This is a genomic window from Paraburkholderia sediminicola, from assembly GCF_902859805.1.
GTDB lineage: Bacteria > Pseudomonadota > Gammaproteobacteria > Burkholderiales > Burkholderiaceae > Paraburkholderia > Paraburkholderia sediminicola.
Map to the genome: position 1 here is coordinate 87,230 of NZ_CADIKC010000016.1, position 12,268 is coordinate 99,497.

The following is a 12,268-nucleotide window of genomic DNA, read 5'->3' on the forward strand; positions in this document are numbered from 1 at the left end:
CGGTACGGCGTATCCGTCGTCACGCCTCGAGCCGCAACCCCAGCCGGCATGACGCGTGGCCGCGGCTTGCCGCGCAGGACAGGTAAAATACGCGCCTCTTCCGTTATCGGCTCGCCGCGAGACTCACCATGTCCAATTTCATCCAGACACTCAACGACGCCTGGCAGCGCACGAACTCGCTGCTGTGCGTCGGCCTCGATCCGGAGCCCAGCAAATTCCCGGGCGCGCTCGCGGGCCGTCCCGAGGCGATTTTCGACTTCTGCCGCACCATCGTCGATGCGACCGCGCCCTATGCGTCGTCGTTCAAGCCGCAGATCGCCTACTTCGCCGCTCACCGCGCGGAAGACCAACTCGAGCAGCTGATCGCGCATATTCACGAGAACCATCCGGGCCTGCCGGTGATTCTGGACGCGAAGCGCGGCGATATCGGCAGCACCGCCGAGCAGTACGCGCGCGAAGCCTTCGAGCGCTATCAGGCGGATGCGGTGACGGTGAATCCGTATATGGGTTTCGATTCGATCGAGCCGTATCTGGAGCACGAGGGCAAGGGCGTGATCGTGTTGTGCCGGACCTCGAACGCGGGCGGCTCGGACCTGCAGTTCCTGGAGACGGGCGGACGTCCGCTGTATCAGGTCGTCGCGCAACTGGCGGCAGAGAAGTGGAACGCGAGCGGCCAGTTGGCGCTCGTGGTCGGCGCGACTTTCCCGAAGGAAATCGAAGTGGTGCGTGGGATCGTCGGCGATATGCCGCTGCTGATTCCGGGCATCGGCGCGCAAGGCGGCGATGTTCAGGCGACGGTCAACGCCGGCCGGACGGCGAACGGCACGGGCATGCTGATCAACTCTTCGCGGGCGATTATCTACGCCGGCAAGGATGACGATTTCGCCGAAGCTGCAGCGAAGGTCGCCATGGAAACGCGTGACCGGATCAACGCGTTCCGGTAATTGAGGGTGAGGCCGGTCAGGTAACCGGCCCCAGCCGCTCGATAAACGCCGCATGCTGCGGATGCCGCGCTTTTAGCGCCGCGACATCCGCCAGCTCGAACTCGCTGAATTCAAACCCCGGCGCGACCGTGCAGCCCACCAGCGCGAGCGTCGCCGGGTCCGTACATTCCGCGGCAAACCACAGACCCGCGGGCACCACTGCCTGAAACACGGCATCCGGATGCGTCAGCGCATTGCCCAGCGTGTGCGTAGTCAACGTGCCTGTTTCGTCGAGCACGTGGACATTCAAGGGCTCGCCGGCATAAAAATGCCAGACCTCATCGGACTTGATCCGATGCCACGCCGAATGCGCGCCGTCGCAGAGCAGGTAGTAAATCGCGGTGGACGCCGAGCGGGTCTGCGTTGAACCGTCATCACGGCGCACGGACTCGGCGGACCGATACGTCTCGCTGAAAAATCCGCCTTCCGGATGCGGCTTTAGATCGAAGCGGCGGATCAACTCGTCTTTGGCTGCGTGCGAAGTCGACATATTGGGCATCGTGACGGGCCTCAGATTTTGAACCGGACGTTAATGTTCGCGCTCGTCGAGCAGGGCCAGCACACCGCGCAATGCGTGCGCGGCGGCCTGCACGCGGATCTTCTCGCGATCGCCCTTGAAGACCTTGGTTTCCACGGACGTATGCAGCCGATTGCTCCAGCCGAACGACACCATGCCGACCGGCTTGGTTTCCGTACCGCCGCCCGGGCCGGCGACGCCCGTAATCGACACCGACACCTGCGCGCGACTGTTGCGCAGCGCGCCTTCGGCCATCGCGCGCGCCACCTGTTCGCTAACCGCGCCGTGCTTTTCGATCAGGTCGGTGGGCACGCCGATCATCTCGGACTTCGCCTGATTCGAATACGTGACGAAGCCGCGCTCGAACCAGCCGCTGCTGCCGGAAATATCGGTGATCGCGGTCGCCACCATGCCGCCTGTGCAGGATTCGGCAGTGACTAGCATCAGACGCTCGTCGCGCAGGCGGTTGCTCACGCGAATCGCAAGCTGGTGAACCACGGAATCGGTAGGCATGGCGTCAATCCGGAAAACGGGGAACTGGTGCGGGAGGCAGTCGGCTGTCGGTGGCCGGCGGGCAAAGGCCGACCGGCGCCAGCCGACGGGCAACGGTTAAACCGACATGCGCCAGAGCGCAATCACGAGCAACGTGAAGAACGCGGCGACCAGGTCATCGAACATGATGCCAAAACCACCTTTCAGTCGGCGATCGAAATAGCCGATTGGCGGCGGTTTCACCATGTCGAAGAAGCGGAACACGATGAACGCCCAGAGTTGCCCGGTCAGCGTGACCGGCGTGACCATCAGCAGCACCAGCCAGAAAGCGATGATTTCGTCCCAGACGACCGGCGACGGATCGTCCGTACCCAGCTTCTTCGCGGTAAAGCCGCAGATCGCAATGCCGCCGAAAAAGCCGGCGACGATGAGCACACCCCATTCGACCACGGTCAGATAGCGGCTCAGGACGGCGAACGAGGCCCATGCGAACAGGGTGCCGACCGTGCCCGGCGCAACCGGCGACAAGCCGCTGCCAAAACCCAGCGACAGAATATGCAGCGGATGCGACAGCATGAAACGCGCGGTGGCGCGGCGCGGCTGAGGACGCGGCGCGCGTGGGCCGGACGCGTTGGGCTGCGGATGGCCGATCAGATCGTCGGCGGGAACCAGCGGGGGATCAGTCTGCATGGAAATGGTCGAAGCCTTGCAACGTCAGAGTGAGCGGCGCGCCGGCGGCATCGCGCCAGCCGATCGCCGGGCGGTCGGCCGCCGTTTGAAGAGCGCTTATTGTACCGATGCGGGTGACCGGTACGGCTACCTCGCGGCCGGCTGCTTCGACCTTGGCGCGCGCTGCAGCCGGGGCGGTGAAGCACAGTTCGTAATCGTCGCCGCCGGCTAGCGTGCAACGTTGCTGGATCTCGGGCGAAAGGCGGCGTAGCGCGGCCGAACGCGGCACGGCGTCGATGTCGACCGTGGCCTGCATGTTCGAGCGCTCAAGAATGTGCCGTAGGTCGCCGGCGAGTCCGTCCGATAGATCGAGCGCCGCATGAGCGATCCCCCGCAACGCGAGACCGAGCAAGATGCGCGGCTCCGGGCGCTCGAGGGCGCGACGAAACGTCGCAGTGTCACTGGCATCGGCAGACCACTCGCCGCGCTGCACGCCCAGCCCGGCACGGGCGTCGCCGAGCGTGCCGGAGATCCAGATGTCGTCGCCCGGTTGCGCGGCGTCGCGGCGCAGCGCGACCTGCGGCGGCACGCTGCCGAACACGGTGATGCATAGATTCAACGGCCCGCCGGTCGTGTCGCCGCCGACCAGATCACAGCCGTAGCGCTCGGCCAGCGCAAAGAGGCCGTTGCTGAACGCGGCGAGCCACGCCTCGTCGGCTTTGGGCAAGGAGAACGCGAGGGTGAAGGCCTGCGGCTTTGCGCCCATCGCGGCCAGGTCCGACAGGTTCACCGCGAGCGCCTTGTGACCGAGCGCCTCGGGATCGACGTCAGGAAAGAAGTGGCGGCCTTCCACCAGCATGTCCGTCGATATCGCCAGCATTTCGCCGGGGCGCGGCGCGAGCAGGGCGCAGTCGTCGCCGATGCCGAGTTCATCTTCGGCAGCACGGGACGACGCAGCGGCTGCGCGGCGGGCGAAGAAGCGATCGATCAGCGAAAACTCAGAGAGCATGGAGGCAGTGGGTAAACGGATAAGTGCAACGAAAAACCGCTAACAGCGCGCATTGTGCGGAGATGCATGCGGGTAAACACTCTATTCGCGCTCAACTCCGTTCCGACGAGTGGTTGGCCCAAAGTGCGCCATGTCTGCCTTTCGCTATATTTCGGTCGCGGCAGTTGTACCCGTATTGAAGGAATTGAGCCGGCAATTGGGGCTACAATGCCGTCGAACATCTATTCTAATCCGCCCTTCGAAGCCCGCCTTATGTCGACTCCCGTCAATAGCAAACTCCGCGAAGCCGCTCTCGATTATCACGAGTTCCCGACCCCCGGGAAGATCGCGATCGCCCCCACCAAGCAGATGATCAACCAGCGCGACCTCGCGTTGGCCTACTCGCCGGGCGTCGCGTTCGCGTGTGAGGAAATCGTCGAAAACCCGCTGAACGCCGCCCGTTTCACCGCGCGCAGCAACCTGGTCGGCGTCGTCACGAACGGCACCGCGGTGCTGGGTCTCGGCAATATCGGCCCGCTCGCCTCGAAGCCAGTCATGGAAGGCAAGGCCGTCCTTTTCAAGAAGTTCGCCGGCATCGACGTATTCGATATCGAGCTGAACGAGTCCGATCCGCACAAGCTGGTTGAGGTGATCGCCGCGTTGGAGCCGACTTTCGGCGGTATCAACCTTGAAGACATCAAGGCGCCGGACTGCTTCATCGTCGAGCGCGAATGCCGCAAGCGCATGAAGATTCCGGTTTTCCACGATGACCAGCACGGTACGGCGATCGTCGTCGCGGCGGCCATTACCAATGGCTTGAAGGTCGTCGGCAAAGACATCAAGAAGGTCAAGCTGGTGTCGTCCGGCGCGGGTGCGGCGGCCCTGGCCTGTCTGGATCTGCTGGTCGACATCGGCCTGCCGCTCGAAAACATTACCGTCACCGACCTGGCCGGCGTGGTCTACAAGGGCCGCGTCGAACTGATGGACCCGGACAAGGAACGCTTTGCACGCGAAACCGACGCTCGCACGCTCGCTGAGGCGATCGGCGGCGCGGATATTTTCCTTGGCCTCTCGGCCGGCGGCGTGCTGAAGCAGGACATGGTCAAGCAGATGGCTGACAAGCCGCTGATTCTGGCGCTGGCCAACCCGACCCCGGAGATCCTGCCGGAACTGGCGCTCGAAGTGCGTCCGGACGCGGTGCTCTGCACGGGCCGCACGGACTACCCGAACCAGGTGAACAACGTGCTGGTGTTCCCGTTCCTGTTCCGTGGCGCGCTGGATGCGGGCGCGACGACGGTGACGCGCGAAATGGAGATCGCCGCGGTCAATGCGATCGCCGAACTGGCGCGCCAGGAGCAGAGCGATATCGTCGCGACTGCGTACGGCATCCAGGATCTTTCGTTTGGTCCGGAATACCTCATTCCGAAGCCGTTCGACCCGCGCCTGATCGTCAAGGTCGCGCCGGCGGTGGCGAAGGCCGCGATGGATTCGGGCGTCGCCGAGCGTCCGATCGAAGACATGGAAGCGTACGAACAGCATCTGCAGCAGTTCGTGTATCACAGCGGCACGACCATGAAGCCGATTTTCCAGCTGGCGCGTGGCGTCGAGCCGGAGAAGAAGCGCATTGTGTTCGCGGAAGGCGAAGAAGAGCGCGTGCTGCGCGCCATGCAGATCATCGTCGACGAAAAGCTCGCGAAGCCGATCCTGATCGGCCGTCCGGCGGTGATCGAGCAGCGCATCGCGCGTTACGGCCTGCGTCTCATCGCGGGTCAGGACTACTCGGTCGTGAACACCGACCACGACGAGCGTTACCGCGATTTCTGGCAGGAATATCACAAGATGATGTCCCGCAAGGGCATCACCGAGCAGATGGCGAAGCTCGAAATGCGCCGCCGCACCACGCTGATCGGCGCGATGATGGTGGAGAAGGGTGAAGCGGACGGCATGATCTGCGGCACGGTGTCCACCACGCATCGCCACCTGCACTTCATCGATCAGGTGATCGGCAAGAAGCAGGGCGCGAAAGTCTATGCGGCAATGAATGCGCTGGTGTTGCCGAACCGCCAGATCTTCCTGGTCGACACGCACGTGAACGTCGATCCGACGCCGGAGCAACTGGCTGAGATCACGATCATGGCCGCCGAGGAAGTGCGCCGCTTCGGTATCGAACCGAAGATCGCGCTGGTGTCGCACTCGAACTTCGGTTCGAGCAATGCGCCGACCGCACAGAAAATGCGCGACACGCTGGCGATCCTGCGCGAGCGCGCACCCGACCTGCAAGTGGACGGCGAAATGCACGGCGACCTCGCACTCGACGCGAATCTGCGCCGTGAAGTGCTGCCTGACTCGACGCTCGAAGGCGATGCGAACCTGCTGGTGCTGCCGAACATCGACGCAGCCAACATCTCGTACAACCTGCTGAAGACTGCCGCGGGCAACAACATCGCGATTGGTCCGATGCTGCTCGGCGCAGCAAAGCCGGTGCACGTGCTGACGGCTTCGGCCACGGTTCGCCGCATCGTCAACATGACGGCGCTGCTGGTTGCCGACGTGATCGCGACCCGCTGATCCTTGATCCGGGGCTGAAGCGTGGCGCCGTGACTAAAGCGCCATGCAAAAAAAAGGCGTGCCCGCAATGGGCACGCCTGCGGGTGAACAGGGGATAGCCACCCTAAAAAGGCCGAATGACACCATTCCGCCTTCGAGAAACCGCGGAAACCGCAAGGCTTTCATTAGACGGAATGGGCTGCGCAATGGGCGCCCCGTGGGCTTGGGCCCGCCTCAATTTGCTTCGTCAGGTTAATTTTATCCTGCACAAGCTAAATATTCTGTCAAAAGTCGTCAAAGCCCGTTCCGTGGCTCTTTCCCGCGCGTTTGGAAGCTTTTGCCTGTCCGGCGAACGTTGATTCTGTGGGGTTTTAGCGATACCCTTACGACTTTCATGGTCGTCAAACTCGTGATCTAACAGCGGGGAACCTTGATTCATGGCACGCAAGTGGCTGCGCATTAAAGGCGTGCTGATCGGTGCTTTGACGCTCTGCGCTTTATCCGGCTCCGTGCCTGGCGCGTTTGCGCGCGACTACACGGCATCTGCCGATACACAAGCTCAGGTGCAGGGCACTATCGCGGCGGCACAGTTGCCGCGCGAAGCGGTCAATACATTGAACTTGATTGCCGCGGGCGGGCCTTACCCGTATGAGAAGGACGGCATCGTATTCGGCAATCGCGAACGGTTGCTACCGCCGCATCGGCGCGGCTTTTACCACGAATACACCGTTCCCACGCCTCGTTCCAGAAACCGCGGGGCGCGTCGCATCGTCTGCGGAGGTCCGCTACAGCGGACCGACAACTGCTATTACTCGGACGACCATTACACCAGTTTTAATCGTATTGTTGAATGACATCGGGATGAACGGCATGAGCGACAACGTCTACGCGCACGACTCCGGAGTCGCGACGGATCTTTTCGCGGCCGGCGACGGCAATTTGTTCCAGCGCGTCATGCGAATGCGCGCCGGCGACCAGGGTCGGGATAACCAGAGCGAAGCCAGCACTGTGCTTTCATCGAACGAGGAGCCCATGAGTCTTTTCAAGACCGTACGACCGAACATCGTACAGTCGATCCGCGCCTTTCGCGTGCAGGATCTCGCTGACGAGGCCAACCAGCTCGGCCAGCACTTTCTGTACGCGTACTGCGCGAACGCTCAGTCCAAACAGGAAGTGCTGGAGACCATTGCTACGTCGTTCCTGTTTCCGAAGCATTTCGGCAAGAATTACGACGCGCTGTACGATTGCCTGACCGATCTGGTCCACAAGGCTGGCACGCAGCCCGGGTTCGTGATCGTGCTGGAGCAACTGCCGGTCGCCCAAAAATTCGACAAGGAAGGGCGCGAGACGCTACTGGACGTGTTCCGCGAAGCGTCCGAGTTCTGGGCTGAACGCAAGGTTGCGTTCCGCGTGTTTTATTCGTTTGCGTAAGGTAGGCCCGAGCATCCCGCTTGAATGGGGTGCCTGATGGGGTGCCTGAGCACCACCTACCGTTGCAAAAGAAAGAAAAAGGCCCGCCAATTGGCGGGCCTTTGCTTTTGTTTTTGCTATTGGCTTACCAGGCACCCCAGCGGGCTGCCAATGCCGAAAGAACAGCGATGCCCGCGGTTTCCGTACGCAACACGCGCGGGCCAAGGCCGACGGCAGTAAATCCATGATCGGTCGCAGCGGCTTCTTCCGCTGCCGAAAAACCGCCTTCCGGCCCGACCAGCACGGTCACACGCCCAAATGGCGGATTAACCGGCAGCGCCGAAAAACTGATGCTGGCGCGCGGCGACAGCAGAATGCGCATTTCGCCTTCTTCAGGCGTGCGAGGCAGCGCGCCGAGCCACGTGGCGATTTCACGCACCGGCATCACCTCCGGCAGGCGATTACGCCCGCACTGTTCGCACGACGCGCGCACGATGCCTTGCCAATGCACATGCCGCCGCTGCGCGCGCTCGCCGGAAAGACGCACGACGCTGCGCGTGGTGGTCAGCGGTACGAAACACGATGCCCCGAGCTCGACCGCCTTCTCGATGAGCCAGTCCATCTTGTCGCCGCCGGCGATGCCCTGCGCGAGCGTGAGGTGATACGGCGCTTCCACTTCGATATTGCGTAATTCGTGAATTCTGACCTTGGCCGAGCGGCGTTCGACCTCGACGAGTTCGGCGCTGTATTCGCCGCCTTCGCCATTGAAAAGCACGATTGAATCGCCTGGCTGCAAACGCAGCACGAGGATGTGGCGCGTGACGTCATCGGGCAACTGCATGATGTCGTCGGGCTTGAGGGGCGTACCGACGAAGAAGCGAGGCATCAGAAAAATACTCATTAGTTCAGGAAAGGTGGCGAGCGAGCGCCCAACGGTAGCCGTCCAGATCTTCGACCTGGGCAAACCTGTCGCCCCAGAATTGATCCTGTGGCTCGCTCAGCGATTTTGCGCCGGCGGCCAGCGCCCGCGTGTAAACCGCGTCGACATCGTCGACATAGACATAGAACGATTGCGGCGCAATCGCGCCCGCGCTTTTCGGTGTTTTCGCCGCCGAGCCGAACGCGCCTTCCGGCGCGAACATCACGATCAGCTGGCCTTGATAGGTCATCTCGACATGCATGACGACGCCGTCGTCCTGGACGCTGTCACGTACCTCAAAGCCGAATGCGGCTTCGAAGAACGCTGTGGCGGCACGTGCGTCGCGCACCGTCAGATAGGGGGTCAACCAGGGCACACCGGCTGGGCGGGAGGCGGTCATGGGGTTCTCCGGATCTTTTGGGGTTGCGGGATGCATGCTGCGAGGCAAGGCCAGCGGTCGCGCATCGATACACCGATGGTGCGCGCCGACCGAACCGTGCATTCTGCCCACGCGTTAGCTTGATGGCTTTAAGAATTGACTTAGTTTATCGCGCACGGACCGGGATGCCGAGAGCAGTCCGGCATAGAGGGCTGGGTCGTAGTGTTTCAAAGCGTCGATTTGACGTGCGGCAACGCGCTCGGCGAGTGTTTCGACGGTGATTGTGGCGGGGTCGAGTGTGTCGCTGGCGCTCGCCATCATCCAGAGCGAGCCGTAGAGCGGGATGAAGGTGCTCATTGTCCGCACGATGGCGAAGGTGTCGCGCAGATCGTTGAGCAGGCCGGCGACGCGCTCCGCGTGAAAATAGGGAGAGCCGAGGTGCAGCGAGAGTGCGGCGGTCGGGCTCATGACGCGCTGGAGCTGCATGTAGAAGTCCGGAGTGTAGAGGCCTGAAGCGGGCGAGTCCGGCGGTGTGAGGTCGAAAACGACCAGGTCAAATTGCGCATGGCCGGCCCTCGCGACGAAATCCGCGGCATCGCCAATCACCAGTTCGACCCGCGGATCATCTAAGGCGCCGCCGTGCACCTCGGGCAGGTACTCGCGGGTCAGGCGCACGACGTCGGCATCGAGTTCCGCTACCACGATCCGCTCGATGCCCGGGTGCTTCAGCAATTGCCGGGCGGCGCCACCATCTCCGCCACCCAGCACCAGCGCTGCTTTCGGCGATGGATGCGCCAGCGCGGCCGGATGCACCATACATTCGTGGTAGATGAATTCGTCGCCGGTGGAGGTCATCGGGCGGCCGTCGAGCGTAAACAGCCGGCCGAGCTGCGGCGTGTCCCACACCTCGATCCGCTGGTAGGGCGAATCGACGCGCGCGAGCTGCCGCGCGTTCGGAAATCCGTAGACGGCGTCGGCGGTGGGATGGAACAACAGGGGAGCGCTCACGGATAGCGGGCTCCATTGGGAGCGCGGTGGGTTGGTGTCGCTCAATTGTAAAGGCGCAGGCGTGGCGCGGGGCCCGGTCCGCGTGTGGAACCAGCCTGAAACCAGGCCGCCAGGCGGCTTTGCGCGCGGGGTGCCGGTCAACGTTCTGTTAGAATGTCACGCTTTCAGCCTTGTCCGTTTGCTCTGCCCGTTTCGCGTCTCCTGGCGCCGCACCGTGCGCCGAAGTGGACTGGCATTCGAGCATCCGGGCCTCAAGCGCGCACCGCCTTCTGACTCTGTCTCCGGACTCGACATGACGACCCCGTCTCCCGCACCCACCTCCCTGATGGCTAACGCAATCCGCGCGTTGTCCATGGACGCCGTTCAAAAAGCCAACTCCGGCCACCCCGGCATGCCGATGGGCATGGCCGAAATCGGCGTGGCTTTGTGGTCGCGCCATCTGCGTCACAACCCGAAGAACCCGCAATGGGCCGATCGCGACCGCTTCGTGCTGTCGAACGGCCACGGCTCGATGCTGCTGTACTCGCTGCTGCATCTGACCGGCTACGACCTGCCGATGGAAGAGCTGAAAAACTTCCGTCAAATGCATTCGAAGACGCCGGGTCACCCGGAATACGGCATCACGCCGGGCGTCGAAACGACCACCGGCCCGCTCGGCCAGGGTCTGGCCAACGCGGTCGGCATGGCGCTCGCCGAATCGCTGCTTGCCACCGAATTCAACAAGTCTGACGCGAAGATCGTCGACCACCACACGTACGTGTTCGTTGGCGACGGCTGCCTGATGGAAGGCATCTCGCACGAAGCCTGCTCGCTCGCGGGCGTGCTGAAGCTGAACAAGCTGATCGCGTTCTACGACGACAACGGCATCTCGATCGACGGCGAAGTGGTGCACTGGTTCCACGACGACACCCCGAAGCGTTTCGAAGCGTACGGCTGGAATGTGATCCCGAACGTGGTCGGCCATGACGTCGACGCGGTCGATGCCGCGATCAAGCAAGCCAAACTGTCGGACAAGCCGACGCTGATCTGCTGCAAGACGGTGATCGGCGAAGGCGCGCCGACCAAGTCCGGCAGCCACGATTCGCACGGCTCGCCGCTCGGCGACAAGGAAATCGCGGCCACGCGCGAAGCGATCGGCTGGAAGTGGGAGCCGTTCGTGATCCCGCAGGAAGTCTACGCAGCGTGGGACGCAACCGAAGCCGGTGCACGTAACGAATCCGAGTGGGACAAGGCGTTCGCAGCATACGCAGCCAAATACCCGCAGGAAGCCGCTGAATTCACGCGCCGCGACGCGAAGCAATTGCCCGCCGACTGGAAGGAAAAGGCGAAAGCGATCATCGCCGGCGCGAACGAACGCAAGGAAACCATCGCGACGCGTAAGGCATCGCAACAGGCTATCGAAGGTTTGTCGGCTGCATTGCCGGAATTGCTCGGCGGTTCCGCCGATCTGACCGGTTCGAACCTGACCAACTGGAAGGCCGCCAAGCCGGTGCGTGTGAACGCCGAAGGCAAGGCTGCCGGCAACTACGTGAACTACGGCGTGCGCGAATTCGGCATGAGCGCTGCGATCAACGGCATCGCGCTGCATGGCGGCTTCAAGGCCTTCGGCGGCACGTTCCTGACGTTCTCGGACTACAGCCGCAACGCACTGCGTGTGGCCGCGCTGATGAAGTCACCGTCGATCTTCGTGTTCACGCACGACTCGATCGGTCTCGGCGAAGACGGTCCGACCCACCAGTCGATCGAACACGTCGCGAGCCTGCGTCTGATCCCGAATCTGCAAGTGTGGCGCCCGGCCGATACGGTCGAAACGGCGGTGGCCTGGACTCACGCGGTCGAGCATCATGGCCCGTCGTGCCTGATCTTCAGCCGTCAGAACCTGCCGTTCTCGGAGCGTACTGACGCGCAGATCGCCAACATCGAGAAGGGCGGTTACGTGCTGCGCGACTGGAACGACGAGATCGTCGCGCGCAAGGTCATTCTGATCGCCACCGGTTCGGAAATCGAACTGGCGTTGAACGCGGTCGAGCCGTTGGCTCGCGAAGGCATTGCGGCACGCGTCGTGTCGATGCCGTCGACCACCGTGTTCGACAAGCAGGACGCCGAGTACCGTGAACGCGTGCTGCCGAAGGGCGTGCGCCGTGTCGCGATCGAAGCGGGCGTGACGGATTTCTGGCGCAAGTACGTGGGTCTGGAAGGCGGCGTGGTCGGCATCGACACGTTCGGCGAATCGGCCCCGGCTGGCGTGCTGTTCAAGCATTTCGGCTTCACCGTCGAGCACGTGGTAGAGACGGCTAAAGCCGCACTCGGCTGACCTTCGATAAGCGCCGCCGCGTGTACCCCACACGCGGTTGCG

12 protein-coding genes are annotated in these 12,268 nt (G+C 63.0%); 5 read left to right on the forward strand and 7 right to left on the reverse strand.

Going from position 1 to position 12,268, the window contains the following annotated elements; all coding sequences use genetic code 11:
* The first annotated feature begins 128 nt into the window (after positions 1-128).
* Positions 129-944, forward strand: coding sequence for an orotidine-5'-phosphate decarboxylase (gene pyrF / locus R8871_RS34990; RefSeq protein ID WP_175054494.1), 816 nt, complete (start codon positions 129-131; stop codon positions 942-944).
* Between the two features lie 16 nt (positions 945-960).
* Here pyrF and R8871_RS34995 read toward each other — a convergent pair whose 3' ends face one another.
* From R8871_RS34995 to thiL, 4 genes are all read right to left on the reverse strand, one after another.
* Complete coding sequence (locus R8871_RS34995; RefSeq protein ID WP_175054495.1) at positions 961-1,473, reverse strand: cupin domain-containing protein; 513 nt, start codon at positions 1,471-1,473, stop codon at positions 961-963.
* A 39-nt stretch (positions 1,474-1,512) separates the two neighbouring features.
* Entirely contained in the window at positions 1,513-2,013 is a 501-nt protein-coding gene (locus R8871_RS35000) for a CinA family protein (RefSeq protein WP_154558107.1), read from the reverse strand.
* A 96-nt stretch (positions 2,014-2,109) separates the two neighbouring features.
* Positions 2,110-2,682 carry a phosphatidylglycerophosphatase A family protein gene (locus R8871_RS35005; RefSeq protein ID WP_175054496.1) on the reverse strand — a complete coding sequence of 191 codons (573 nt, stop codon included), beginning with the start codon at positions 2,680-2,682 and terminating at the stop codon, positions 2,110-2,112.
* Positions 2,672-3,670, reverse strand: coding sequence for a thiamine-phosphate kinase (thiL, locus tag R8871_RS35010; RefSeq protein WP_175054497.1), 999 nt, complete (start codon positions 3,668-3,670; stop codon positions 2,672-2,674). Before thiL ends, R8871_RS35005 begins: the two co-directional genes overlap by 11 nt.
* Before the next feature lie 207 nt (positions 3,671-3,877).
* On the opposite strand from thiL, the gene R8871_RS35015 reads away from it, so the two are divergent.
* From R8871_RS35015 to R8871_RS35025, 3 genes are all read left to right on the forward strand, one after another.
* Complete coding sequence (locus R8871_RS35015; RefSeq protein WP_175054498.1) at positions 3,878-6,217, forward strand: NADP-dependent malic enzyme; 2,340 nt, start codon at positions 3,878-3,880, stop codon at positions 6,215-6,217.
* A 416-nt stretch (positions 6,218-6,633) separates the two neighbouring features.
* Positions 6,634-7,050, forward strand: a complete 417-nt coding sequence (locus tag R8871_RS35020; RefSeq protein WP_175054499.1) for a ribonuclease — start codon at positions 6,634-6,636, stop codon at positions 7,048-7,050.
* 16 nt (positions 7,051-7,066) lie between these two features.
* Positions 7,067-7,627, forward strand: coding sequence for a barstar family protein (locus R8871_RS35025; RefSeq protein ID WP_175054500.1), 561 nt, complete (start codon positions 7,067-7,069; stop codon positions 7,625-7,627).
* Positions 7,628-7,751: 124 nt separating this feature from the next.
* Here R8871_RS35025 and R8871_RS35030 read toward each other — a convergent pair whose 3' ends face one another.
* The 3 genes from R8871_RS35030 to speE form a co-directional block, all read right to left on the reverse strand.
* On the reverse strand, positions 7,752-8,492 hold the full coding sequence (locus R8871_RS35030; RefSeq protein WP_175054501.1) for a 16S rRNA (uracil(1498)-N(3))-methyltransferase: 741 nt from the start codon (positions 8,490-8,492) through the stop codon (positions 7,752-7,754).
* Between the two features lie 19 nt (positions 8,493-8,511).
* Positions 8,512-8,925, reverse strand: a complete 414-nt coding sequence (locus tag R8871_RS35035) for a VOC family protein (protein WP_054034519.1) — start codon at positions 8,923-8,925, stop codon at positions 8,512-8,514.
* A 114-nt stretch (positions 8,926-9,039) separates the two neighbouring features.
* Positions 9,040-9,912: a polyamine aminopropyltransferase gene (gene speE, locus R8871_RS35040; protein ID WP_175054502.1), complete on the reverse strand. Its 873-nt coding sequence runs from the start codon at positions 9,910-9,912 to the stop codon at positions 9,040-9,042.
* A 292-nt stretch (positions 9,913-10,204) separates the two neighbouring features.
* Between speE and tkt the strand changes: the two genes are divergently transcribed.
* Positions 10,205-12,226 (forward strand): transketolase, encoded by a 2,022-nt coding sequence (gene tkt, locus R8871_RS35045; RefSeq protein WP_175054503.1) that lies wholly within the window; start codon positions 10,205-10,207, stop codon positions 12,224-12,226.
* Positions 12,227-12,268 lie beyond the last annotated feature (42 nt).